Here is a 25,117-nt window from a genome sequence, read left to right as displayed (position 1 = left end):
GGCCTAAAATATCCTAGGGTGAATGCACGTCCGCGCTGAGGGGCAACGCCCCTTAATCCCCGTGCCGCAACAACCGCTGTTTCTGGCGGCCCCAATCGCGCTTCGCCTCGGTCGCGCGCTTGTCATGGGCCTTTTTGCCCTTTGCGATGCCGATCTTGATCTTTACCAGACCCTTGTGATTGAAATACATCACCAGCGGCACAAGGGTCATGCCCTTGCGCTGGGTCGCGTTCCACATCTTCGCAATCTCGCGCTTTGACGCCAGCAGCTTGCGCTTGCGACGCTCAAGATGGCCCCAGGTCACGGCCTGCTTATAGGGCGCAATATAGGCGTTGGTCAGGTAAAGTTCGCCATCTTCCACCGCCGCATAGCTTTCGGCGATATTGGAGCTGCCTTGACGCAGGGATTTGACCTCGGACCCCATCAGAACGATGCCGCATTCGACATCTTCCTCGATCGCGTAATCATACCGCGCCCGCCGGTTCTCGGCGATTACCTTGTAGTTGGGGTCATCTTTCGTCTTGGCCATGACGCGGATGTAGGCGTTCGGTCGGGCGCTGTCCAGCCCGGCCAACTCAATTCACAGACGACCGGGCTGTTTTGATCAGTTCAGTAAACCTGCCTGACGCAGGGCATCGTCGATTTGTGCTTTGGTGCCATCGGTCACCTCGACCATTGGCAAGCGCAGTTCGCCATCACAAAGGCTCAGTCGTGACATCGCATACTTCGCACCGGCCACACCGGGTTCAAGGAAGATCGCGCGGTGCAGCGGCATCAGCTTGTCGGATAATTCAAGCGCCTTGGCGAAATCTCCCGCCAGTGTCGCCGCTTGCACCTGGCTGCACAGTTTCGGCGCGACGTTTGCGGTGACGGAAATGCAACCGACCCCGCCCATGGCATTGTAACCAACCGCCGCCGGATCTTCGGCGCACAGTTGAATGAAATCCTTGCCGCAGGTCATGCGCTGCATGGCAACCCGGCCCGGATCGGCGGATGAATCCTTGACGCCAACAATCATGTCCAGCTTGGCCAGTTCGCCCATCGTCGCTGGCGACATGTCCACCACCGAACGCGGCGGGATATTGTAAATGATGATCGGAATACCAACCTCGGCCAGTACCGAATAGTGCGCGATCATCCCCGCCTGTGTGGGCTTGTTGTAATATGGCGTGACAACCAACGCGGCATCCGCACCCACAGCTTTGGCGTGCTTCACCAGACGCAGGCTTTCGGCCGTGCTGTTCGACCCAGCCCCGGCGATTACGGGTACACGGCCCGCAACGGCTGTCACAACCGCCTCGACCACCTGTTCGTGTTCCTGATGGCTCAGCGTCGGGCTTTCTCCGGTTGTTCCCACTGGCACCAAGCCGTGCGAACCTTCGGAAATATGCCATTCGACCAAGCGTTTAAGCGCGTCGAAATCCACTGCGCCGTCCTTGAACGGCGTGACCAGGGCAGGAAGAGATCCTTTGAACATGACACGCTCCAAATATGTTGTTTCAGGTTTCAAGCGGTGCAAACTGACTCGCGACCGCAAACGCGGCGGAAACTAGCCGGGTTCAGCACAAATGCCAAGTTTGTGTGTTGCGTATCCGGCGGCCATTACTAGTTTTTCCATATGAGCAGGTTTTTAAAACACACAATCGGGGCGATGTCCCTGTCGTTGTTGCCCTTGTTTGCAGTGCAAACCAGCGCGTCGGCGCAAGAATCAGGTGCGGTCAATGCGTTGAAACAGGCGGTGCACCATGCACGGTCGGACAACTGGTCGTCGGCGATTTCCGAGGCCCAATCCGGTGGTCCGCTGGTGCGCGATATTGTTGAATGGCACCGACTGCGCCTTGGCGAAGGCAGCTTCGAAGAGACCCGCGCCTTTTTGGCCAAACATCCCGACTGGCCTGGTCTGAAATACCTGCGCAAACAATCCGAAGAAAACATTCCGCACCGGTATGATCCCGAGAAGGTTCTGGGCTTTTTCAAGTCAGAGCCGCCACAGACCGGCCGGGGGGCTTTGCGACAAGCCGAAGCGCTGACCGCAACCGGCAGAGAAGAAGAAGCGCGTGCCCAGATTGTACTGGCATGGACCACACTGTCGATGGACCAGGACGAGCATGAAGCTTTCGTCTCGCGCTATGGCGACACACTGAAGCCCCACCACTGGAGCAGGCTCGACACCCTGTTATGGCGCGGCGATACCAACGAGGCGACCCGGATGCTGCCCTTGGTCAGCAAGGGTCAGCAGGCGTTGGCCAAGGCCCGTTTGGCACTGCGCAAGAAAAATGACGGTGTTGATGCGCTGATTGCCGCCGTGCCATCAGAACTCGCGGACGATGCGGGGCTGGCTTATGAGCGCTTCCTGTGGCGGGCGTCGAAGGGGCGCAACCAAGATGCGATCGACTTGATCCTTGCGCGTTCAAATAGCGTTGCATCACTGGGGCAACCGCAACGCTGGGCCAGTTGGCGCCGCGTGCTGGCCCGGTGGTCGATGCGTGAAGGCAAAGCGCAGCAAGCTTATCAACTGGCATCATTTCATCATCTGACCGGTGGGTCGGATCAGAACGACCTTGAATGGATCGCTGGTTACGTTGCTCTGCGCAAAATGAACGACCCGGTTACGGCGCTAGAGCATTTTCAAGCCTTTCGTTTAGCCGTTGACACGCCAATCAGCATGGGGCGCGCGGGTTATTGGCTGGGGCGGGCCTATGAAGCGTCCGGCGATGCGGTAGCCGCCAAGGCCGCCTATCAATTGGGAGGCGAGTATCAGACCAGCTTTTACGGTCTTCTTGCGGCGGAAAAAGCCGATATGCCCATGGATCCAACTTTAACCGGAAACGAACCTTTCCCGCCGTTTGATCAGTCGCGGTTCTGGGGAGGATCAGTGATGGAGGCCGCGCGACTGCTGCAGGCCGCTGACGAGCGATACTGGGCCGAACGTTTTGCTGTGCATCTGGCAGAAAGCCTGACCCGTGAAGAAATTGGTCAGCTTGGCGCTTGGGCTGAAAGCGTGAACGCGCCGCATCTACAGGTCATGATCGCCAAACAAGCCGCACGTGTCGGCCTGACCATTCCGCGCCCCTATTATCCGACGCCGGATATCGGGCGCGGCAATCGAACCGTGCCCCGCGCGCTTGAGCTTGCCATAGCGCGGCGCGAAAGCGAATTCGATCCAAGTGTGATGTCCGGTGTGGGCGCGCGTGGCTTGATGCAGCTTATGCCCGGTACCGCGTCGGACATGGCCAAGCGTCTGGACATGCCCTATTCAAAATCACGCCTGATCACCGACCCGGAATATAACACGCGCCTGGGGTCGGAATACCTTGCCAAGTTGATCGAGGATTTCGGAATGAACCCGGTGCTTGTCTCGGTGGCTTACAACGCAGGGCCGACCCGCGCGACACGTTGGACCGAACAACTCGGCGATGTGCGCGCCAGTTCAACTGACATCATCGACTGGATCGAGCACATTCCGTTCCGCGAGACGCGAAACTACGTCATGCGGGTGGCGGAAAGCCTGCCTGTTTATCGCGCGCGGTTGACCGGCAAGACAGAACCCTTGTCCCTGTCGAAAGAGCTTAAACAATAGGCCGGGTCGCGCGTCGGCTGCGGATCAGGGTGAAGATCCCCGCGCCGACCACGATGGCCGCGCCGATCACCACGTTCATGCGAAGTTCCTCGCCGAACAGGGATACGCCAAGGATCGAAACGAAAACGAGTTGCAGATAGGCGAAGGGTTGCACCACGCTGGCCTCGGCAAATTCATAGCATTTGATCAATAGCCAATGCCCCAGCACGCCGGTCACGCACAGAAGCGCCATCCAGCCCCAATCGCGCGCGATCATCGGTTCCCAGAACGACGCACCGATGACGGTCATCACCACCGCGCCGACGATGCCGGTCCAGAAAAAACTGGTCTGGGTGCTGTCGGTTTTTGCGGCTAGCCGGGTCAGTAGCCCATAAAGCGCGAACATCAGCGCCCCGATAAGGGGCACGATGGCCTCGGGGGCGAACACTCCGACGCCGGGTTGCAGGATCACGAGGATGCCGATGAACCCGATGCCAATCGCCAGCCAGCGTCGCCAACCAACTGTTTCGCCCAGCACCGGGCCGGAGAATGCCGCGACAAGCAACGGGTAGCAGGCGAAAATCGCGTGGCTTTCCACCAGTCCCAGAAGCACGAAAGACAAAACCGTTACGCAGATTTCCAGTGCCAGAAGCGCGCCGCGAAAGACTTGCAGATACGGGCGGGCGGGTCGCAGGGCTTTCCTTAGACCGCCATTTCGGCGGGTCAGCCAGATGACGAAGGCCGCGAAGAACCAATATCGGATCATCACGATCATCCAAACGTTATATGCGCCGCCAAGATGGCGTGAAATGCCGTCCTGCATGGCGAAAACGAAGGTCGCACCAATCATCAGCAGGATACCGGCTCGGGTGTTCTGATCCATCTGATGGCTCCTCAGGGGCGTAGGGTGCCGCGGCTCATATGCCGCTTGCGCCCGTATCCCGGCGAGCGTTCCACGTCAAAGCCTGCGGCGTCCAGCGCGCGGCGCACGAAACCGGCGGCGGTATAGGTCGCGAATGTGCCGTCAGGGGCGGTATGCGCACCAACCTGCATCATCAGGTCATCGCCCCAAAGCTCGGGGTTCTTGGCGGGCGAGAAGCCATCCAGAAACCACGCATCGGCCTTGTCTTGCCACGCGGCCAATGTCTGGCGGGCATCACCAATGATCACCTCGACCGTAAAGCCGTCCAGATCGAACACGCGCGCGCCATCACGCCATGCCGATAGGAATGGCGTTGCAACGGCGCGCGCCTCCGGAAAGGCGTCCAACGCTTTGGTGATGTCGTCCACCGTCATCGGAAAGGCTTCGAACGAGGTGAAGCGGACGCCGTCAGGCGAACCTACTTCCCGCCACGTCAAAAACGTCGCCAGCATGTTCAACCCTGTGCCAAAGCCCAGTTCGGCCATGTGAAACCCCGCTGCGAACCGGGCTGGCAGGTCGTTTCCGTCCAAGAACACATGACGCGTCTCGGCCAGCCCGTCTTCCAGCGAGAAATACGGGTCATCAAACCGCGTCGCCACTGGCACGCCGCCTTCTTTCCACAAGATGTCTGCGGTCTGGTTCTTTGCCATGACTTGCCCTAGAACTCGGCCCAACGCGCGTGACCATGAAGAAGGACCGATGCTTTGGCAATCATGGATGTGACCATTTACGGCGCAGGCATTTTCGGCCTGTCTGTTGCGTGGAGTTGTGCGGCGCGCGGCGCAAAGGTGCGGGTGATCGACCCGAACGGCGTTGGGGCCGGGTCATCTGGCGGGCTTGTGGGCGCACTGGCACCCCATGTTCCCGAACGCTGGAATGCCAAGAAAGCCTTTCAGTTCGACAGCCTGATCATGGCGGAAGATTACTGGGCCAAGGTCGAGTCGGTGTCTGGTCTGTCGTCCGGTTATGGGCGCACAGGGCGCCTGCAACCCATCGCGGACGACCGCGCCCTGACCCTTGCCCGCGACCGAAAGGCCGAGGCCGCGAGTTTGTGGCAGGGGAAGGCGGTGTGGGACGTTCGGCCCGTCACCGACTTTGCAGGATGGGCACCTGACAGCCCGACCGGATACTTGATCCACGACACGCTGACCGCGCGCATGAACCCGCGACTGGCTTCAAAGGCAATTGCAGACGCAGTGTGCGCCAAGGGTGGCGAGGTCGTGGGTGAAGGGCGCGAAGAAGGCCGCATCGTCTGGGCGACCGGCTGGCAGGGATTGCTGGCGCTGTCGCATGAGTTGGGCAAGCCCGTAGGCAACGGCGTGAAAGGTCAAAGCGCCCTGCTGCGCCACGGCGCCGCTGACCTGCCGCAGTTATTCGCCGATACGCTACATATTATCCCCCATGCCAATGGCACGGTGGCCATCGGATCGACCAGTGAACGTGAGTTTGAAGATCCTTCAGGCTGCGACGCGGCACTTGACGATGTGATCGCGCGTGCGCGTGAAGTGTGCCCCGCCATCGCTGAGGCCCCAGTAATCGAACGCTGGGCCGGGGTGCGCCCACGCGCGAAGTCACGCGCACCAATGCTGGGGCACTATCCCGGCAGGCCAGATCACTTCATCGCCAACGGTGGTTTCAAGATCGGCTTCGGCATGGGGCCGAAGGTCGGCGAGGTTATGGCCGATCTGGTGTTAGATGGGTGCGATACGATCCCCAATGCGTTCAGGGTCGAAGCAAGTCTATAACAGCAAGCAGCCTATTCCCGCTCAACTTCCGTCCGCAGTTTGTTCATCAGGGTTTGCAGGGTGGCTTCGTAGCGTTCGCTTTTTAACTTCCCGTCATCGTCAAATTCCTGACGGCTGCCCGCAATGGCCACGGATGGACCGGTGATCAGGCGCGGCTGGAAAGGCATAATCGCCAACACCAGCGAGTTTTGTGCACGCACACCTCCCGACCGACCGGCTGCGGCGGACACCACGGCAACCGGCTTATCTGTCCATGGTAAGGGTTTCACGCGACTGACCCAATCTAGCGCGTTTTTTAACACACCAGAAAGCATACTGTTATACTCGGGCGTAGAGATGACGACGGCATCCGCCACCGCGATTTGCCCGGCCAGTCGGACCACGCTGTCAGGGGCACCTTGCGCGTCTTCGTCGTCGGCATTGTAAAGCGGCAGATCAAGATCAGCTTCGGTAAACTCGGCGTCGCCATACAGGCGCGCGGCATTTCGGATCAAAAACCGGTTCGTTGCGTCTTTACGCAATGATCCGGACATGCCAAGCAATCGGTGTTTGGACAATTCAGCCTCCTGTTTCGCGTCCGTAAAAGTGCGGTGTTGGATGGGTAAGGTCAACGGCTGAAAAGAGAAAAGGGACGCAACCATGCGGCATGGCGGACAGATACTGGTCGATCACCTGAAAACCGAAGGCGTGCGCCGCGTGTTCTCGGTCCCTGGTGAAAGCTTTCTGGCGGCGTTGGACGGGCTGCACGACAGTGGAATCGAGAACGTCGTTTGTCGTCAGGAAGGCGGCGCGGCGATGATGGCCGAAGCGCATGGCAAACTGACCGGGGAACCAGGTGTTTTGTTCGTTACCCGAGGTCCCGGGGCAACCAACGCCGCGTCCGGCATCCACGTTGCCCAGCAGGACAGCACACCTATGGTGGTTTTTGTCGGTCAGATCGCGCGCGGCCATCGTGACCGCGAGGCGTTTCAGGAAGTCGATTATCGCGCTGTTTTCGGCACGCTGGCCAAATGGGCCTGCGAAGTGGACCAGACCGAGCGGCTGCCTGAGTATCTGGCGCGTGCCTTTCACATGGCCCGATCAGGCCGCCCCGGCCCGGTGGTGGTGGCCCTGCCCGAGGATATGCTGAGCGCCCGCGTCGATGTGCCGGATCGCCCCGCCATGGCGCGCACGAACGGGCATGTCACCGCAGAGGACGCACAAGCGATCACCGCAATATTGGCGGACGCGCAAGCCCCTTTGGTGATCGCGGGTGGGCCGGGCTGGACCCAAGACGCCGCTTATAACCTTGCCCGCTTTGCCGAGGCGCATGACTTGCCTGTCGCCTGTACTTTCCGCCGACAAGACTTCATGGACAACCGCCACCCGAACTATGTTGGCGACCCTGGGGTAGGCATGAACCCGAAACTGGGCGCGCGTATGTGCGATGCCGACACACTGATCGTGCTGGGATCACGCCTGGGTGATAGTGTGACCGGCGGATACGAAATTCTGAATCCCGCCGCCACTGGCAAACGGATCGTACATGTCTATCCCGACCCCGACGAGTTGGGGCGTGTCTATCACGCCGATCTGGGGCTGGTTGCAACCGGGCCAGAGGCGCTGGCTGCCCTTGTGCGCACCAACGGAACAGCCACGCCCCGCTGGGCAGACTGGACCCGATCCGCACGTCGGGACTATGAGGCGTTTCAAGAACCCGTCATCACGCCGGGCGATGTGAAGATGGAGGAGGTCGTTCTTTGGCTCTCCAAAAATCTTCCCGACAATGCCATCGTCACAAATGGGGCTGGAAACTACGCGACTTGGCTGCATCGTTACTTCAGCTTCAAACAGCATAGAACGCAACTTGCACCGACCTCCGGGTCAATGGGATATGGGTTTCCCGCCGCGGTCGCCGCCAGTCTTGAACACCCCGATTGCACCGTCGTGGCGTGGCTGGGAGATGGTGAGTTTCAGATGACCCTGAACGAAATGTCGACTGCAATGCAGCATGGTGCGAAACCGATCGCGATTATTGCCAACAATGGTCGATACGGCACGATCAGGATGCATCAGGAACGCACCTATCCGGGGCGTGTATCCGGCACCGACATGGCCAACCCCGATTTCGCCGCCCTTGCAAAGGCTTACGGCGGGCATGGCGAGTCCGTAACCGATGGTGCAGATTTTGCCGATGCGTTTGCCCGCGCCCAAGCCGCTGACAGATTGGCGGTGATCGAGCTGGTTCTTGACCCGCAGGTCGCCACACCCAGCATGACACTGGACGACTTGCGAGATATCGGGCGGAAGAGTTGACGCGGGTGGTCAGTCGCCCGGCATCTCCATCATTTCTGCCAGATGAATGGTGCCCATCTGAAGGAAAGAATTCTCACTGGCGATCGCCAGCGCCGCATCTGCGTCGGCCGCTTCGATGATGCAAAAGCCCATCATCGGCTGTTTGAACCCTTCGCGCGCACCGTCACCATCCACGGTCCATTGCGCCTTGAAGGGCGTTTCCGGCATAACGAAAGCGTCGGAATACTTGGATATCCATGCTTTATATGCGGCCTGCATGTCGGCCTTCTTGTCGTCAGGCACGTCGCGCGGTTCGTGATAGGCGATATAGAATTTGGGCATCTGTCGTCCTCCTTGGAGGTCTAGAATTCGACCCCTTGTTGCGCCTTGATGCCCGACCGGAACGGGTGCTTGATCAGCTCCATCTCGGTCACCAGATCGGCGATTTCTATCAACTCGTCTGCAGCATTACGCCCGGTCAGAACCACGTGAGTCATCTCGGGTTTTTCTTCCACAAGGAATTTGACCACCTCGTTCACATCGACATAGTCGTAGCGGATAGCGATGTTGATCTCGTCCAGCAAAACCATGGTGTTTGTGGCATCGCGGATCAGTTCTTTCGACTTCTCCCACGCCGCTTGGGCCATTTCGATGTCGCGCGTGCGATCCTGGGTTTCCCAGGTAAAGCCCTCGCCCATCGTGTGGAATTCGCAAATATCGCCAAACTTGGCATTGATCAGATCACGTTCGCCGCAATCCATTCCGCCCTTGATGAACTGCACCACGGCACTTTTCATTCCAGCCGCGATGCAGCGGAAGATCATTCCGAACGCGGCCGAGCTTTTGCCTTTGCCTTTGCCGGTATGGACGATGATCAAGCCCTTTTTGTCGGTCTTGGTCGCCATGATCTTATCGCGGGCGGCTTTCTTCTTGGCCATCTTCGAGGCGTGGCGGTCGGGATCTACGGTCATGGTGTCCTCATGAATTGCTTATCCATCACTGTGCGGGTCATAAGGCCCAGATGCAAGAGAGGGCGCGCCGTTCTGGCACGCCCCCAAAATTTTCTGCGGAATTTAGGTCACTCAGCAGGCACAGCCTGTGGTGTCGCGCGCCCGAAATGCTGCTTGTTCAGGCGGAAGACCATGGCAACCATGGCAAACTGGAAGGCAATCGCGATCGCCGTCACAATCCAGTAGATCACCGAGTACTTGTCCACCACGCCCGCTTGCACCAACCCAGCATTCACGAAGAACTGCGTCAGCACCGACAAGGCTACACCGGGGCAGACCAGCGCATAGGATCCCGGCGAGGTTTCACTGCCAAGAACGTAGCTTTTCCAGTATCCATGGCGGGCCAAGACAACCAGACCCATCAGACCGAACAGCACCTGAATGGTCAGCAACCGGGCCAAGAAGACCATGGTTTCCCCAGCGGTGACATGCGCATCAAAGGTGGCGTGCAGGCCGTGGCTCTGGCGCAAGGCCATGATGCCAAGAACAGTCATCAGCGGGATCACGATCAGAAGCGTCGGCGCGGTTTCTTTCGACGTGCCGTAGTGCAGCATCGAACTGAATGCCGTGAACAAGGCCAGCGCACCATAGATGATTGACGCCATCCCGAAGAATGTGGACCCAACCAGAGAGACACCGACGACGACCGAGTTTGTGCTCATCGCAGCAGGCGCCGAGAAACCGACCGCGATCATCGAAAGTGCAAAGGCCGGCAGCATCTGGGCAAAGCTGTTATGTGCGGTGACATCGAAGACGCCCCCTTTTGTCAGCACCCGCCCAAGGAAATCACCGATATAGATCAGCGCCTGAATGCCGATGGCCAGAAACGCCGCCATCGCGAAAGGGAACAGGTATTCGACGATCGACCACAGGCCCGGCACGAACACCAAGCCGACGATGAACAGCGCGTTCACGCTCATCGCAAGGGCAAGCGGCATGGCCAGAATGGTGGTCTCGGCATTTGAATTCTTCAACGTCTCATAGGCGTCCGTCTTGCGAAAAGCCGCGAACGCTTTGAGGTTCCACACCAGATATTTCATGTTCAGAAACACAAAGGTTGCAATACCGGCCAACGCGACAGCAATGGCGATCTTCAGACCAAGCGATCCCGAGCCAAGCGCTGCGAAAATGTCCTCGAAAACAGGCACGGGGCGACCTTTGTGGGGCACCCAGAACATCAGATACATGAAGAACGTAACCGTTAGGCCACCGGCGCCGACAGACGCCAGAAAATAGAGCGGCGAATACTTGTCCGCTGGGCGATTGACTTGCATTGGATCTCTCCATTCATATTCATATTTGTGAATATTATTAGAGACAGGTGTACTCCAAGACAAGCAAAAGCGGTGAACATGTTGTCGCACCTGAGCTCCCTTGAGTGTTAACCGGTTGTTAACCATCCAAGCGCAATCTGCCCAAAACAGGAGTGACAGTGTGAAGCCTATCCGTTTCTACCCAGCCATACTGGCAGCAGGTCTGCTTGTTGCCGCCTGCGACAACCCCAGCCCGCAATTCATGTCGGCAGATACGTCTGTCAAACGGGAGACTGTGGAAGGATCGACCTTCTCGATCCATCGGCGCGAAAACTGGGTCGAAGTCTATCGCACGAGCTTCGAAGCCCTGCCACGCATTCCCGTCGTCCTCGCCCGTGCCAAAACCGCGATTGAACAGGCTACCGGTTGCAATGTCGTCGAGGGGTCTCTGTCTGGCGATCAAGCCATCCAGCGGGCCGAGATTGATTGTAGCTAGCGCCCACGCAGGGTTTTCTCGAACCGGTATGACGTTGGACGATCATATCCGGGATGCACAATTTCAGCGGTTTTAACGAACCCAAGTTTCTTGAAGATCGCGTGATTTTCGACGAGTTCGACACGGGTCTGCAAAACCAGTTGCTCAAACCCCAAGGCTTTCGCCCGTCTTTCGACCAGCGTCATCAGAGTTCGCGCCAATCCCAGCCCACGAGCGGAGGGATCAACCGCCAGCTTCCCGATGTAAAGCGCGGGGGGCGTTGCATCCGGAAGGGGCGTCAGGAACACGCAAGCTGTGTCGCCGATGACCCAAACCTCTCCGTCGCGTACTTGTTTTGCGATCCCGGCATTGGTCAGACGGTGCAGCGAACTGGGGGGATCAATGCGCCCTTCCATCCCAGCAAATGCCCGATGTAGCAGCGCAAGGATCGGCGCAGTGTCTTCGTCGGGCGATATCTTGTGGGGTTTCATCTAAGCGCATCCAGCCGCGCTCGTGCCGAGTTGGACCGGGGCATCCACAACCCGCGTTCGATCGCTTCCGTCAGGCGTTCGGCGATTTCCTTCAGGGCGGGCGCGTTGTTTTCGTCGATGAACTCCCGCGTGTCATTATCGTCGATGAAAGCTGAATAGATCAGATCGAAATGGTGTCCTTTCACAGCCCCAGTGGTGGCGGCAAAGGCAAACATATAGTCCACGGTCGCCGCGATTTCGAATGCACCTTTGTAGCCGTGGCGCTTCACCCCATCGATCCATTTCGGGTTCACGACACGTGACCGCACCACGCGCCCAATCTCGTCATCCAGTGTGCGAATGACGGGGCGTTCAGGGCGGGAGTGGTCGTTGTGATAGATCGGTCGGTCGCGCCCTTGCAGGGTTGATACCGCCGCCGCCGCACCGCCTTCGAACTGGTAGTAATCGTCGCTGTCCAGAAGGTCGTGTTCGCGGTTGTCTTGGTTCTGCACGATGGCTTCGACCTGGCCCAATCGCGCCTCGAACCCTTCGCGGTCACGCGCACCTTCGCTGCCCGCACCATAGGCGTAACCGCCCCATTCCAGATAGGCATCGGCCAGATCGGCCTTATTCGCCCAGAGCCGCTCGTCAATCAACGCCTGAAGACCGGCTCCGTAGGCGCCGGGTTTCGAACCATAGACGCGGTGCACATCCTCACCTGCCCGAACCCGCGCGGCGGCGGGGTTAACGTCTTCCGGTTCCTCCAGCGCCTGCACAGCGCGTGCGGCGCTGTCGACCAGCGATATAAGCTGCGGGAACGCATCGCGGAAGAATCCAGACACGCGCAAGGTCACGTCCACGCGCGGGCGGCCCAGCGCAGTGGCCGGGATCACCTCGAACCATGTCACGCGACGGTTGGCGCCGTCCCATTTTGGCTTCACGCCCATCAGCGCCAGTGCTTGTGCGATGTCATCCCCGCCCGTCCGCATATTTGCGGTTCCCCAAGCCGTGACCAGCATCGCGCGCGGCCAGTCGCCATGGGTCTGCAGGTGTTTCTCGATCAAAAGGCTTGCTGATTTCCAGCCCAGCGCCCATGCGGTCGGAGTGGGGACGGCGCGGCTATCGACCGAATAGAAGTTGCGGCCTGTCGGCAGTGTATCCAACCGTCCGCGGGTTGGCGCGCCGGATGGCGCGGGGGCGACGAATTGCCCTGCAAGGGCGGTGAGAAGCCCCGATTCTTCGCTGGGGCCACAGGCTGCCACATTGGGGCGCACGCGCACAGAAATCTCTTTCAAAACGGCTGCACTGGCATCCCCCGGAGCGCTTGCTTCGCCGTCGAGCATACGCGATGCCAGTTCTTCCAAACGTTCGACGGTATCGCCGTGGCTGCGCCATGTGCTTTCACCGATCAAAGCCTCGGAGCGCGGTCCATCCCAAGGCGCGGCCATGTCGCAATCCAGCGGGTCAAAATCCAACCCCAAATCCATCGCCAAAGCCCGGATCAGCGACGCATCACCGTCCTCGCCCGTTCCGCGCGGCACCCGCACGAGTGCTTGCACAAGATCCCGCTCCAATCGGCCTTCCGGCGACTGGCCGAATATATGCAGACCATCACGGATCTGCGCCTCTTTCAATTCGCACAGATAGGCGTCGAGCTTGGCAAGATCCTGATCTTCGTCATCCCCTGCCATACCGACATCGACGTCCAGCCCGGTGGCCGAGGACAGCGTCAGAATCTCGCGGCGCAGATATTCAATCCGGCGGGGGTCAACCCCGGCAGCTTCGTAATACTCATCCACCAGCGCTTCCAGATCGCGCAGCGGGCCATAGGTCTCTGCGCGTGTAAGTGGCGGAGTCAGGTGGTCGATAATCACCGCTTGCGACCGGCGCTTGGCTTGCGTGCCTTCACCCGGATCGTTGACGATGAATGGATAGATATTCGGTGTCGGGCCAAGCACAGCTTCGGGCCAGCATTCACCAGACAGGGCCACGGATTTCCCCGGCAACCATTCAAGGTTCCCATGTTTGCCCATATGCACAATCGCATGCGCCCCAAAGGTGTGGCGCAGCCAGAAATAGAACGCGAGGTAGTTGTGCGGCGGCACAAGGTCGGGGCTGTGATAGGTATCCGTCGGGTCAATGTTATAACCACGCGCAGGCTGCACCCCGACGACCACATTGCCGTATTCCAGAACCGACAGAGCAAATGATCCGCAATCGACCGAACCGGGGGTATAGAACGGATCGGCTTCAGGCTTGCCCCAGCGCGTTTCAATCGCTTCGCGCAGTGCCCATGGCAGTTGGCCATAGCTGATCTGATAGTCCGCCATCGACAGGGTCACACCGCCCGAGCGCGCGGCCCGGTCAGTCAGCCAGTTGGTCGGCCCATTCATCACGGCCTGCATCAAGGCATCGCTGTTAGCGGGGGCACCAGTGACACGATAGCCGTTGGTTTCCAAAAGGCCCAGCGCGTGCACAACCGCGGCGGGTGTGTCCAGCCCAACGCCATTGGCCAGTCGTCCGTCCTTGTTGGGATAGTTCGCCATGATCAGCGCCACGCGCCGATCGGCTGGGTCAGCCCGTCGCAGCTTGGCCCAGCTTGCCGCCAGATCGGCCACGAACTGCACTCGGTCGCCCCGCGCGCGATAAGTGGCGATGGGGCATTCGGTGGCGTCGTCAAAGAACGCTTCGCCCTTGAAGCTGATTGCACGGGACAGGATGCGCCCGTCCACCTCGGGCAGGGCCACATTCATCGCGATATCGCGGGCAGACAGGCCGGTCAGACCCTCTTCCCACGCGTCTTCGCTCGACCCGGCTAGAACGACCTGAAAGACTGTCGCAGCTTGGCACCAAGGCATCTGGAAAGGGTTCGATACCCCTGACTGATGCTCGCCCTCATGCGGTGATCCGACCGCGAATGATGTGCAGTTCAGGATCACTGACGGGGCGGCCTCGGTGAACAAATGCTCCATCGTCGCGACCGACACTGGGTCTTTCAGCGACGCGACAAACACGGGCAGAGGGTTCAGACCCTGCCTGAGCAGCGCCTTCACCAATCGGTTGATCGGGTTCAGCCCGGCCCCCTGCACCAGCGCACGGTAGAACACAATCGGCACCACGGAGGCACCATCGGTCCATTCCGCCCGCGTCGAGTCCAGATCGGCGACCCCTGCGCCGGGCCAATAGACGCCAGCTCGCAGCAAGGGGCGCGCGGCTTCGGGCTTTTCGCCACCATCCAGCATGGCGCGCGTGTAGTTCAGGAACCCCACCGCGTTTTCCGGCCCACCTTCGACCAGATAGGCCCAAAGCGCGTCATAATCCTCATCCGAAACCGTAGACAACGCCCGCAATTCCGCATCCGGCTTGTCGTCACCGGGCAACAGCGCGAGCGGGACACCCGCATCGCGCAAATGCGCCGCGTATTGTTCGGCCCCGTATTTCCAATACCCGACACCGCCCAGCACGCGGGCGATCACCAATTTGGATTTGGTCGCGCAATTGTCGATATGCAGATCAACCGACATCGGGTGCGCCAGATGCATCATGTTGGCCAGACGCAATCCGGGTGGATCGGCCATTTCAACGCGCGCCTGCGACAGACCCGCCAATTCCGTATCTGCGGCCGAGATGAACACCACGTCGGCAGGCGTTTGCCCCAGATCAACGGGTTCCTTTCCGTCGTCGATAGAACCGGGTGTGGCGGCCAGAAGATGCATGTCGCGCCCTTTGCGAATTGGTGTTATGTGACCGGGCAAACTCATGCCCGATCAAGGTAGAACGATGGACTATAAAGCAGCCGGCGCGCCTAAGCCCGCCAAAGGCACCCCGCGCCACGCCGAACATAACGCCCGTGGCACCGAGAAGAACCCGCTGAACCGCAAGGACGACAAAGCGGCGCTGCTGGCCCGGATGAAAGCCGCCGCTGAGGCAAAGAAAGGCTGAGCGTTGGTCACAGCGCCTTCTCCATGAAGATTGAGCTGTTGGCCTCGGGGTAATCCCCAAACGGCCCGCAAATGCTGAACCCGGCGCGCTGGTACAGCCGGTGCGCGGCATGAAGCACATTGCCGGTTTCCAATTTCAGGGCGGCCAGACCCTTTTGGCAGGCTGTCTCTTCGATCCGCGCCAGCAGCGCCTCGCCCACGCCTTTGCCGCGCGCGTCCGGCGCGACGAACATCGACTTCACTTCGCCATAGGCTCCCTTGTCGGCCAGGGCGCCGGTGCCCAGCACGCGGCCCTCCTCGCGCGCCACGAAGAAAGTGATTTCGGGCACGCAGAGGTCGTCGATGTCCAGATAGAAATTATCCTCGGGCGGGAATAATTCTTCCATCAGCGCATGACTTTGCTGAAGCAGAGCCGTTGCCCCCGGATCGCGGGGATCGCCGGGGGTGACGTTGATGGTCATGCGACCAAGGCCTTTTCAATGGCAATACGGTCCAGCCCGGACTGGCCGATGACCACCAGACGTGTTTCGCGTGGCTGCGTGCCGAAGGGCTGGTCATAATACGTATCGACACGTGGACCAACCGCCTGCAAGGTCAGGCGCATCGGTTTGCCTGAAACGGCGGCAAAGCCTTTCAGGCGCAGGATGTTATGGTCACGGATCGTTTGAGCGACTTGCTCGGCAAACGCTCCCGGATCGGCGATTTCGGTCCGCGTCACAACAAAGCTTTCGAACGCATCATGGTCGTGGTCATGATGATGGTGGTGGTCATCGTCGTGATCATGGTGATCATCTTGATGCCCCTGCTCGTGTAGTGACAGGCGCGAGTCCATGTCATCTTCGGCACCGACACCCTGACCCAGCAATACCTCGACCGGCAAAACACCCATCGACGTGCGCACGACCTGCACACCCTTTCGCGCATCGCCGGACAGCTTGCCCACCAATGCTTGGGCCTCATCCTCGCCCAGCAAGTCAGATTTGTTCACGACGATCATGTCTGCACAGGCCACCTGATCGGCGAACAGTTCTGACAACGGTGTTTCGTGGTCAAGGTTGTCATCCATCTTGCGCTGCGCTTCGACTGCGGCAAGGTTCGACGCAAATTGGCCGTCTGCCACGGCTTTTCCGTCCACCACTGTGACCACACCATCCACCGTCACGCGCGTCGAGATTTCAGGCCATTGAAATGCACGGATGAGGGGCTGCGGCAAGGCCAGCCCCGAGGTCTCGATCACGATGTGATCAGGCGGTAGATCGCGGTCCAGCAGCTTTTCCAAGGTCGGAATGAAATCCTCGGCCACCGTGCAACAAATGCAGCCGTTCGACAGCTCCATAATGTCATCCTCGGTGCAAGTTTCGTCCCCGCACCCTTTCAGGATGTCCCCATCCACGCCCAGATCGCCAAATTCGTTGATAATCAGCGCAATGCGCTTGCCGTTCGCGTTGTCCAACATGTGACGGATCAGCGTGGTCTTGCCCGCGCCCAGAAAGCCCGTGACGACGGTGGCAGGTATCTTTGCTTGCATCTTGTCCTCCATACCCCGTCTCCCCGACGGGTGAGTTGCGTTTCTTGCATGGCAGGTCTCCTGGCTTCGCGGGTCGAGGCCCCTGCCGCCTTCCCAGCCTATCTGGCCAGTGGCATTGTGCAGGTGCTCTCCGCTTACAGTCGCGGGGGCGGCTGCAGCATCAGGCCCCGGATTGGGTCGCCTCCGCTGCATTCCCTCATGTCCCAATGGGAACCATGCCGGACTTGTTTGCCGCGTCGGGCTTGGCGGGGTCAAGACGGAAACCGACCCGATGGGTAGGTTTGACGGCAAACGATGGGCGACACGACGCAGTCAGGTGCAATATCTTGTGGATAACCCGCGAAATACACCCACATATCGACGTCTGCCGTTGACTCACCCCAATTCCGCCGGAAAACTCCGTATTCAAGAAGAATCAAAAGATGAGGCAGGCCGCTTGCGGTTTTCGAAACTCCGACTGAATGGCTTCAAAAGCTTTGTGGACCCGACCGATCTGGTGATCGCGGACGGGTTGACAGGCGTGGTCGGGCCAAACGGCTGCGGGAAATCGAACCTGCTGGAAGCCCTGCGCTGGGTGATGGGCGAAAACCGCCCCACCGCGATGCGGGGCGGCGGGATGGAAGATGTGATCTTCGCCGGCGCCGCGTCCCGACCCGCCCGCAACTTTGCCGAAGTCGCGCTGCTTCTGGACAACAGCGAGCGGCTAGCCCCGTCCGGGTTCAATGACAACGATAACCTTGAGATCGTGCGTCGGATCACTCGCGATGCGGGGTCGGCCTATAAGGTCAATACCAAGGACGTGCGCGCACGCGATGTGCAGATGCTGTTCGCCGATGCGTCCACAGGCGCGCATTCGCCTGCGCTGGTACGGCAGGGGCAGATCAGCGAACTGATCAACGCCAAACCCAAATCGCGGCGGCGTATTCTGGAAGAAGCAGCCGGGATCTCGGGCCTTTATCAACGGCGGCACGAAGCCGAGTTGAAGCTGAAGGGCACCGAAACAAACCTTTCGCGTGTCGATGATGTGATCGAGCAACTGGCCTCGCAACTAGGGCAACTGGCCCGGCAAGCGCGGCAAGCGGCCCGGTATCGCACCATCGGGGACGATCTGCGCCGCGCCGAAGGGTTGCTGTTGTATCGCCGCTGGAAAGAAGCGGACGGCGCCCGCGCCGAGGCGGAAGCCCAACTGACCGAACGTGTGAAAGCCGCGGCCGCTGCCGAAGGCGCGTCACGCGCTGCCACCAAAGCCCGGCAAGTGGCCGAGGATCGCCTTCCCCCCCTGCGCGAGGAAGAGGCTGTCGCCGCCGCGATTTTGCAGCGCCTTCAGGTGCAGCGTGACCAGTTGTCAGATCAAGAGGCACAGGCCCGACAGCGCATCGAAACGCTGACCGCACGAATTGAGCAGCTGACACGCGATATGGAACGGGAAAGCGGGCTGAACAAGGACGCGGGTGAGACGATCGAGCGGTTGGAATGGGAACAGGCGCAGATTGCGAAGGCCTCTGACGGGCACGATGCGGCGGTCGAGGCAGCAAACGCCGATGCCCGCGACAGTGCGGCGATCTTGCAGGAACGCGAAGGCGACCTGTCGCAACTGACCGAAGATGTGGCCCGCCTGTCGGCCCGTTACCAATCGGCCCACCGCTTGCTGGACGACAGCCGAAAATCGCTGGAAAAAAGTGAAGCCGAGGCCGAACGCGCCCGCACCGCGATGGACGAGGCAAAAGCCGCGCTGGATAAGGCCGGCGTGGACCATGACACCGCCAAGACCGCCGAGGCCACCGCCGCCAAAGCCGCCGAAGACGCCGAAGCAGCCTTGGCTGCCGCCGACGATGCACGTGCGGATGCTCAGGCCCGCGAAGCCGACGCTCGCGCCGCCCGCTCGGCTGCTGAAGGTGAAGTAAACGCACTGCACGCCGAAGTTCAGGCATTGGCACGACTGGTGAAACGCGATGCGTCCGAAGGTGGTCAGGTTCTGGACGATCTGCGGGTGAAGGCGGGATATGAGAAAGCACTTGGCGCGGCCTTGGCCGATGACTTGCGCGCACCCGCGGTTGATGGGGATGCGCCGTCTGGTTGGGCCTCACTTCCGGCTTATGCACAGGCGCAATCGTTGCCCGACGGGGTCAGCGCACTGTCAAACTATGTAACCGTACCCGAAGTTTTGGCCCGCCGGATGAGCCAGATTGGTCTGGTCAAAACCGAAGAAGCCACGCGTTTGCAGGCCCAGTTGAAGCCTGGCCAGCGGCTGGTCTCAATGGAAGGGGATCTGTGGCGCTGGGATGGGTTCCGCGCCGGTGCAGAAGATCAACCGTCAACGGCAGCCCTACGCCTTGAGCAACTGAACCGGTTGCAAGAGCTGAAACAAGACCTTGAAGATGCATCAGCCCGCGCAGATGGCGCGCGGTCTGCGCATGAAACGCTTAAGGCGCGACTGGTTGAAACAACCGAGGCTGACAAGCATGCACGGGACGTACGCCGCGATGCGGACCGTGCCATGGCAGATGCCAACCGCGCCTTGTCGCGTGCCGAAGCGGATCGCAACATCGCGGGCGGCAAGCTGGAAAATCTAAGCATGGCGCTGAAACGCCATGAAGAGGAAACCATGGGCGCGCGTCAGCGGTTGATCGAAGCCGAACGCGGCATGGCCGATCTGGGCGATCTGGATGCGGCGCGGGCGCAGGTCGAGGACGTCAAGATGGCGGTCGAAGCCGCGCGCATGACGATGATGACCAAACGCTCGGCTCATGACGAATTGCGGCGTGAAGGAGAGGCCCGGACCCGTCGGAGTCAGGAAATCACCAAAGAAGTCTCGGGCTGGAAACATCGCCTTGAAACGGCGGGTAAACGGATCGCCGAGTTGGATCAACGCAAGGCAGACAGCGAAGCCGAACTGGACGAAGCCAGTGCAGCCCCAGATGCCTTGGCCGCCAAACGGGACGAGTTGGCAGACGCGATCGGCGAAGCTGAAACCCGTCGCAAAGCATCCGCCGACAAGCTGGCCGAGGCGGAAACCGCAGAACGTGAAGCGACCAATGCCGAACGGGATGCCGAACGCGCTGCAGGCGAGGCACGCGAAGCACGTGCCCGTGCCGAAGCCCGCACAGATGCCGCCCGCGAAACCGTCACCTATGCAGTTGAACGGATCGCCGAAGACATGGAAACCACGCCCGATGCGCTTCTGGAAAATCTGGATGCCGATCCTGACAAGATGCCGTCATCGGAGCAGATCGAACATGACGTCAACCGCCTGAAACGCCAGCGCGATTCGTTGGGGGCGGTAAACCTGCGTGCCGAAGAAGACGCGAAGGAAGTTCAGGAAGAACACGACACGCTGCTAAAAGAAAAGACCGATCTGGAAGAGGCGATCAAGAAGCTGCGCAGCGGCATTGCCAGCCTGAACAAGGAAGGTCGCGAACGGCTGCTGACCGCGTTTGAGCAGGTGAATGACAGCTTCGGCAACCTGTTCAAACATCTGTTTGGTGGCGGCGAAGCCAAGCTGGTTCTGGTCGAAAGCGACGACCCGCTTGACGCCGGGTTGGAGATCATGTGCCAGCCACCGGGCAAGAAACTATCGACCCTCAGCCTGTTGTCAGGCGGCGAGCAGACGCTGACCGCGCTGGCGCTGATCTTCGCTGTGTTCTTGGCCAACCCCGCACCAATTTGTGTGCTGGACGAAGTCGACGCGCCACTGGACGACGCAAACGTCACGCGATTCTGTGACCTGCTGGATGAAATGACCCGTCGCACCGACACCCGCTTCCTGATCATCACTCACCATGCTGTCACCATGGCGCGCATGGATCGGCTTTTCGGCGTGACCATGGCCGAAATGGGTGTCAGCCAGCTGGTCAGTGTCGACCTGAAAAAAGCCGAAGCTTTGGTTGCCTGATCGACGCGTTGCGTGATCTGTCGATCTCTTTTAGGATCATGAAAATAGAGCGGGAGTAAATTCATGATTTTTCAAACATTTGCATCGTCCTTCGTGTTAGCGAGGGGTCTGGCGACCAGCGCTCTTTCTGACCCAATCAAAGCGTCTGATCCGCAAACCGTTCTGTCCTATTTTCAAGATATTGGCGCCCCTGCCACGCTGACCGAAGACAGCGTCGGCGATCCTATGATCGAACTTCAGTATTATGGCACGACTTTCGCCATCTTCTTTTATGGCTGCTCTGACAACACCAACTGCAATTCGATTCAGTTCTATGCTGGCTACACCGCCGAAAACGAAATCTCACCCGAGGCATTGAATACTTGGAATGCAGATCAACGCTATGGTCGTGTGTATCAGGATGCCGACGGGCGAAAAAAGCTGGAGTACGATATTTACACTGGGAACGCCGGTGTCGATTCAGGCGATTTTGACGAGATGTTCGACATCTGGACCGAGCTGGTTGAAAGCTTCGAAGCCGAGCTTTCTTGATCGTTTTCCCGGCCCTGCTTTCCCTTTGTATCGGCAACAGAAATCACAGCGCTTTCAGCAACTGCGCAGTCGGCCATGCGTCAGCAGGCAAGCCAAGTCTGATCTGTTCTTTCTGAATTGCGGCACGGGTCATTGCCCCCAAGATGCCATCGACCTTGCCCACATCGTGCCCACGCGCTTGTAGCTTTTCCTGAAGCGCTTTCATCTGTTGGCCCGAGAACGCCGGATCCGGGTTACCCGCATTGTATACCGGCGCCCCCTCCAACCGTGTCGCGAAATAGGCAGCGGTAGTCACATAGACAAAGCTTTTGTTCCATTCGAAATACACGTTGAAATTCGGATAGGCCATGAAGGCTGGCCCTTTGCGCCCCTGCGGCAGAAGGATCGACGCGGGTAGGTCGGACGCGCCAAACGACCCATCGCGCGGCTTCACGCCAAGACCCACCCACTCTGCAACGCTGAGCTTCGTGTTCAGCCCGGTTTTCGACCAGTCAAGATCTTGAGGAACGGTCACTTCTTGCAACCAGGGCTCGCCCGCGCGCCAACCCAGCTTGCGCAGCATATTTGCCCCTGACAAAAGAGCATCCGCGGGAGATGTGCGCAGATCAACCGAGCCATTACCATCGGCGTCCACGCCCGCTTCGATAATGTCGCCTGGCAGCATCTGCACCATGCCAATCTCGCCCGCCCAAGCCCCTTTCGAAGTCTTGGGGTTGAAGCTGCCCTTTTCGAAAAGCTGCAACGCGGCAAAGACTTGTGGTTGAAACAGTTCGGGGCGACGGCAGTCATGCGACAGTGACATAAGCGAATTCAGCGTGTTGAAATCCCCCTGCACTGCGCCATAGTCGGTTTCAAACGCCCAGAACGCTGTTAGGACGCCCCGACTGACACCGTAGGTCTGCTCCATCTTGTCAAACACACTGTCGTATCTCTTCATCATCGACTTGCCCCGCGCCATCCGGTCATTGCTGATCAGGCGACGCGAAAAATCAATAAAGGGCCGTTGAAAAATACCCTGTGCCCGATCCGCCTTGATGGTGGCCGGGTCCTGCCGGGCGGACGCAAAGAAAGCATCGACCGTCGATCGTGAATGCCCGCGATTGATCGCTTCGGCTTTCATCGCAGCAGTGAATTCATTGAACCCTCCACCACATTTCACAATCTGGGCAAAGGACGGCGCGGCGCTTAGAACAATCGCCAATGTGGCGCCGGTCAGAATCTTGTGCATGGTGCAACCTCGTTTGGGACTTGGGTGCACGTTACCTGAATGACCCTAGGTGACAACCACAAGCAGTATCACTAAACCGAACATCAACAGCCAACCGGACCACAACAGGTCAACGGACTGGTCGATTTCTTTTGGGCCGATGTCGCGTGCGCCTTCTGCATTGACCCATGGGAAATTCCGCATCTCACCCTCATATGATCGCGGGCCGGACAGGGCCACGCCCAGCGTCGCGGCCATCGCGGCTTCGGGCCACCCTGCATTCGGGGACCGGTGCAAGGGCGCATCGCGAAGGATCACACGCCAAGCCTTCCAGACACGGCGACTGGCCATGAACAGCAGTGCCGACATGCGTGCGGGTATCCAGTTCATCACATCGTCCAGCCGGGCGGCAAATTTTCCGAACGCCTCGTGGCGCGGGGTGCGATAGCCGATCATGCTGTCGGCCGTATTGACCAGTTTGTAGATCAGGATGCCCGGCACGCCTGCGACCAGAAACCAGAAAGCGGGCGCCACGACACCGTCCGAAAAGTTTTCTGCCGCGCTTTCAATGGCACTTCGGGATATGGCGGGGCCATCCATCTGGGCCGAGTCCCGCCCCACAATTTGGCTAACCGCGCTGCGACCTTGTTCGACAGATTGCCGCAACGCATCCGCCACTGCCTGCACATGCTGCGACAGCGATTTTTGCGCCAGCAAGATGGCGACCACGATCACCTCTAGCACTCCACCGAAAGACACATCTTGAATGATCCAGCCAATCATTGCTGCAATCACACAGAGAGCGAGCATTCCCAGCGCCCCGTTGGCCATTGGCTTGTCACCCTTGTTGAAGGTTTCATCCAGCCAGTCGATCGCCCGCCCCATCAGGACAGCGGGGTGCGGCACACGTTTCCACAGCCATTCCGGTTCACCAAACAAGGCATCCAGTAGGAGGGCGAGGGCAAGGATCAGAGGCGCACTCATAATGCGCTTTCCAATTGTGACCAACCGCGGGTCGGTGGCAGTCCCAGCCTTAGCCACCGGTCGGAATACGGAAAGATCCGTGACCAGATATGTTGCTTGGCCAAACGCTGCTGCCACGCCGCTGAATTGTCGACATCAAAAAGGCGGAACAAAGTAGTTCCACCGACCAAAGTGGCACCACTGCCCGTCATCAAAGCGTCCAGCCGTGCGGTGTCGGCGGCAAGACGATTCCGGGTGTCCTTGACCCAGTTCAGATCCGACAAAGCCTGCGCACCGATGGCAAGCGCTGGACCTGACACCTGCCAAGGTCCGATGGATTCTTTCAGACGGGCTATCAGAACAGGATCGCCAATCACAAAACCAAGCCGCAGCCCGGCCAAGCCCCAGAACTTACCGAAACTCTTCAGGATCAGGACGCCGGGTTTCGTGGCAGCGTGAATATGGCTTGCACCAGGCGTTACATCGCAGAAGCTTTCATCAATCACGGTCATGGACCGATCAATGTCAGCTTGCGCCCACAGATGACCGTCGGGATTGTTCGGGTGAACCATCACACAGGCGTCGGCACGTCCCTCTTCGGAAACTGCCCACCCCTCTGCCCGAAAAGCAGCGGCATGTTCATTGTAGGTCGGGCTGGGGATCACAACCTGACCGGCCGGGCATAGGGACGGTATGCGCGCGATCAAGGCCGAGGCACCGGGAGCGGCCAGGACTGCCGCTTCCTTGGGAACCGACCAGAACTGGCGGGCAGCATCCTCTAGTTTCTCAAACGCAGCTTTGTCCGGCAGGCTTTCCCATGCATAAGACGGCACATCGCCCACTGGATACGGCACGGGGTTGATCCCCGTGGACAGGTCCAGCCAATCTGCGCGCGCGCCACCATACTGGGCCATAGCCGCATCCAGCCCGCCGCCATGATCGCGTATCGATCCGATCTGGATCATTCGTCGTCGGGCAATGGCATATGGCGCGTCACGAAATGTCCCTTCACCGCTTGCGGCCATTCGCGATAAGGCACCTGCCCCGATGCGCTGTCGGCATGGGCCTTGGCATAGTCAACCACACCCTGTGCGGCCTCGTCCGTCGGATCGAACTTGCCCAATGTGTAGGACAGCTTGCCATCTGCCTGAATGGCCACATTACAGCTGTTATCACACCCCATCAGGCACGACACTCGGCGGGTTCTGATCACCGTGTCTAACGCGCGCTCTTCGATCAAGGCGGCCAAAACCTCGCCATCCGTCAGCGGGTTGCGAGTCGCATCCCAGCCTTCGCGTTTGCATGTGTCACAGATTGTGATCCAGGTGGTCATGTCGCGCTCCTTGT

23 protein-coding genes and 1 riboswitch are annotated in these 25,117 nt (G+C 59.6%); of the genes, 7 read left to right on the top strand and 16 right to left on the bottom strand.

The window, feature by feature from the left end:
- Positions 1-52: 52 nt before the first annotated feature.
- Together smpB and dapA are read right to left on the bottom strand one after the other, a co-directional pair.
- A complete protein-coding gene (gene smpB / locus MWU51_RS15035; RefSeq protein WP_242115291.1) occupies positions 53-529 on the bottom strand; it encodes an SsrA-binding protein SmpB in 477 nt (158 codons plus the stop codon).
- A 75-nt stretch (positions 530-604) separates the two neighbouring features.
- Positions 605-1,477: a 4-hydroxy-tetrahydrodipicolinate synthase gene (dapA, locus tag MWU51_RS15030; protein ID WP_247038477.1), complete on the bottom strand. Its 873-nt coding sequence runs from the start codon at positions 1,475-1,477 to the stop codon at positions 605-607.
- A 141-nt stretch (positions 1,478-1,618) separates the two neighbouring features.
- Between dapA and MWU51_RS15025 the strand changes: the two genes are divergently transcribed.
- On the top strand, positions 1,619-3,580 hold the full coding sequence (locus MWU51_RS15025; protein WP_247038475.1) for a lytic transglycosylase domain-containing protein: 1,962 nt from the start codon (positions 1,619-1,621) through the stop codon (positions 3,578-3,580).
- Here MWU51_RS15025 and MWU51_RS15020 read toward each other — a convergent pair.
- On the bottom strand, positions 3,570-4,442 hold the full coding sequence (locus tag MWU51_RS15020) for a DMT family transporter (protein WP_247038473.1): 873 nt from the start codon (positions 4,440-4,442) through the stop codon (positions 3,570-3,572). The two genes, MWU51_RS15025 and MWU51_RS15020, sit on opposite strands and share 11 nt — an antisense overlap.
- A gap of 11 nt (positions 4,443-4,453) precedes the next feature.
- On the bottom strand, positions 4,454-5,131 hold the full coding sequence (mnmD, locus tag MWU51_RS15015; protein ID WP_247038471.1) for a tRNA (5-methylaminomethyl-2-thiouridine)(34)-methyltransferase MnmD: 678 nt from the start codon (positions 5,129-5,131) through the stop codon (positions 4,454-4,456).
- Positions 5,132-5,185: 54 nt separating this feature from the next.
- Between mnmD and MWU51_RS15010 the strand changes: the two genes are divergently transcribed.
- Positions 5,186-6,226 (top strand): FAD-dependent oxidoreductase, encoded by a 1,041-nt coding sequence (locus MWU51_RS15010; RefSeq protein ID WP_247038469.1) that lies wholly within the window; start codon positions 5,186-5,188, stop codon positions 6,224-6,226.
- An 11-nt stretch (positions 6,227-6,237) separates the two neighbouring features.
- On the opposite strand, the gene MWU51_RS15005 is transcribed toward MWU51_RS15010, so the two are convergent.
- A complete protein-coding gene (locus tag MWU51_RS15005; RefSeq protein ID WP_247038467.1) occupies positions 6,238-6,783 on the bottom strand; it encodes an NAD(P)H-dependent oxidoreductase in 546 nt (181 codons plus the stop codon).
- Between the two features lie 82 nt (positions 6,784-6,865).
- Here MWU51_RS15005 and MWU51_RS15000 point away from each other — a divergent pair, with 82 nt between their 5' ends.
- On the top strand, positions 6,866-8,521 hold the full coding sequence (locus MWU51_RS15000; protein WP_247038465.1) for a thiamine pyrophosphate-binding protein: 1,656 nt from the start codon (positions 6,866-6,868) through the stop codon (positions 8,519-8,521).
- 9 nt (positions 8,522-8,530) lie between these two features.
- On the opposite strand, the gene MWU51_RS14995 is transcribed toward MWU51_RS15000, so the two are convergent.
- The 3 genes from MWU51_RS14995 to MWU51_RS14985 form a co-directional block, all read right to left on the bottom strand.
- Positions 8,531-8,842: a YciI family protein gene (locus MWU51_RS14995; RefSeq protein ID WP_247038463.1), complete on the bottom strand. Its 312-nt coding sequence runs from the start codon at positions 8,840-8,842 to the stop codon at positions 8,531-8,533.
- Between the two features lie 20 nt (positions 8,843-8,862).
- Entirely contained in the window at positions 8,863-9,471 is a 609-nt protein-coding gene (cobO, locus tag MWU51_RS14990; protein WP_247038461.1) for a cob(I)yrinic acid a,c-diamide adenosyltransferase, read from the bottom strand.
- Positions 9,472-9,578: 107 nt separating this feature from the next.
- Positions 9,579-10,784, bottom strand: a complete 1,206-nt coding sequence (locus tag MWU51_RS14985) for a hypothetical protein (RefSeq protein WP_247038459.1) — start codon at positions 10,782-10,784, stop codon at positions 9,579-9,581.
- 160 nt (positions 10,785-10,944) lie between these two features.
- Here MWU51_RS14985 and MWU51_RS14980 point away from each other — a divergent pair, with 160 nt between their 5' ends.
- On the top strand, positions 10,945-11,259 hold the full coding sequence (locus tag MWU51_RS14980) for a hypothetical protein (RefSeq protein WP_247038457.1): 315 nt from the start codon (positions 10,945-10,947) through the stop codon (positions 11,257-11,259).
- Here MWU51_RS14980 and MWU51_RS14975 read toward each other — a convergent pair.
- Together MWU51_RS14975 and cobN are read right to left on the bottom strand one after the other, a co-directional pair.
- Complete coding sequence (locus tag MWU51_RS14975; RefSeq protein WP_247038455.1) at positions 11,256-11,729, bottom strand: GNAT family N-acetyltransferase; 474 nt, start codon at positions 11,727-11,729, stop codon at positions 11,256-11,258. The two genes, MWU51_RS14980 and MWU51_RS14975, sit on opposite strands and share 4 nt — an antisense overlap.
- Positions 11,726-15,424, bottom strand: a complete 3,699-nt coding sequence (gene cobN, locus MWU51_RS14970; protein ID WP_247038453.1) for a cobaltochelatase subunit CobN — start codon at positions 15,422-15,424, stop codon at positions 11,726-11,728. Before cobN ends, MWU51_RS14975 begins: the two co-directional genes overlap by 4 nt.
- 64 nt (positions 15,425-15,488) lie before the next feature.
- On the opposite strand from cobN, the gene MWU51_RS14965 reads away from it, so the two are divergent.
- Positions 15,489-15,650 carry a hypothetical protein gene (locus MWU51_RS14965; RefSeq protein WP_247038451.1) on the top strand — a complete coding sequence of 54 codons (162 nt, stop codon included), beginning with the start codon at positions 15,489-15,491 and terminating at the stop codon, positions 15,648-15,650.
- 7 nt (positions 15,651-15,657) lie between these two features.
- On the opposite strand, the gene MWU51_RS14960 is transcribed toward MWU51_RS14965, so the two are convergent.
- Positions 15,658-16,110, bottom strand: a complete 453-nt coding sequence (locus MWU51_RS14960; RefSeq protein WP_247038450.1) for a GNAT family N-acetyltransferase — start codon at positions 16,108-16,110, stop codon at positions 15,658-15,660.
- Positions 16,107-17,177: a cobalamin biosynthesis protein CobW gene (gene cobW / locus MWU51_RS14955; RefSeq protein WP_247038874.1), complete on the bottom strand. Its 1,071-nt coding sequence runs from the start codon at positions 17,175-17,177 to the stop codon at positions 16,107-16,109. Before cobW ends, MWU51_RS14960 begins: the two co-directional genes overlap by 4 nt.
- A gap of 32 nt (positions 17,178-17,209) precedes the next feature.
- A riboswitch (cobalamin riboswitch) is annotated at positions 17,210-17,410 on the bottom strand.
- Between the two features lie 203 nt (positions 17,411-17,613).
- Between cobW and smc the strand changes: the two genes are divergently transcribed.
- Both smc and MWU51_RS14945 read left to right on the top strand, forming a co-directional pair.
- Complete coding sequence (smc, locus tag MWU51_RS14950; RefSeq protein WP_247038872.1) at positions 17,614-21,069, top strand: chromosome segregation protein SMC; 3,456 nt, start codon at positions 17,614-17,616, stop codon at positions 21,067-21,069.
- Positions 21,070-21,132: 63 nt separating this feature from the next.
- Positions 21,133-21,600 (top strand): YbjN domain-containing protein, encoded by a 468-nt coding sequence (locus tag MWU51_RS14945; RefSeq protein WP_247038448.1) that lies wholly within the window; start codon positions 21,133-21,135, stop codon positions 21,598-21,600.
- 43 nt (positions 21,601-21,643) lie between these two features.
- Here MWU51_RS14945 and MWU51_RS14940 read toward each other — a convergent pair whose 3' ends face one another.
- The 4 genes from MWU51_RS14940 to MWU51_RS14925 are packed head-to-tail and all read right to left on the bottom strand — an operon-like array spanning position 21,644 to position 25,103.
- The gene (locus MWU51_RS14940) at positions 21,644-22,828 is read right to left on the bottom strand and encodes a lytic murein transglycosylase (protein WP_247038446.1); all 1,185 of its coding nucleotides are present in this window, start codon (positions 22,826-22,828) and stop codon (positions 21,644-21,646) included.
- 45 nt (positions 22,829-22,873) lie between these two features.
- A complete protein-coding gene (gene cbiB / locus MWU51_RS14935) occupies positions 22,874-23,791 on the bottom strand; it encodes an adenosylcobinamide-phosphate synthase CbiB (RefSeq protein WP_247038443.1) in 918 nt (305 codons plus the stop codon).
- Positions 23,788-24,735 carry a threonine-phosphate decarboxylase CobD gene (gene cobD, locus MWU51_RS14930; RefSeq protein ID WP_247038441.1) on the bottom strand — a complete coding sequence of 316 codons (948 nt, stop codon included), beginning with the start codon at positions 24,733-24,735 and terminating at the stop codon, positions 23,788-23,790. Before cobD ends, cbiB begins: the two co-directional genes overlap by 4 nt.
- Positions 24,732-25,103: a DUF1636 domain-containing protein gene (locus tag MWU51_RS14925; RefSeq protein ID WP_247038439.1), complete on the bottom strand. Its 372-nt coding sequence runs from the start codon at positions 25,101-25,103 to the stop codon at positions 24,732-24,734. The genes cobD and MWU51_RS14925 overlap by 4 nt, the downstream gene beginning before the upstream one ends.
- Positions 25,104-25,117 lie beyond the last annotated feature (14 nt).

This window comes from Aliiroseovarius sp. F47248L, assembly GCF_023016085.1.
GTDB lineage: Bacteria > Pseudomonadota > Alphaproteobacteria > Rhodobacterales > Rhodobacteraceae > Aliiroseovarius.
Note: the sequence above shows the minus strand (reverse complement) of the source record. Positions and strands in the feature narration are given on the sequence as shown.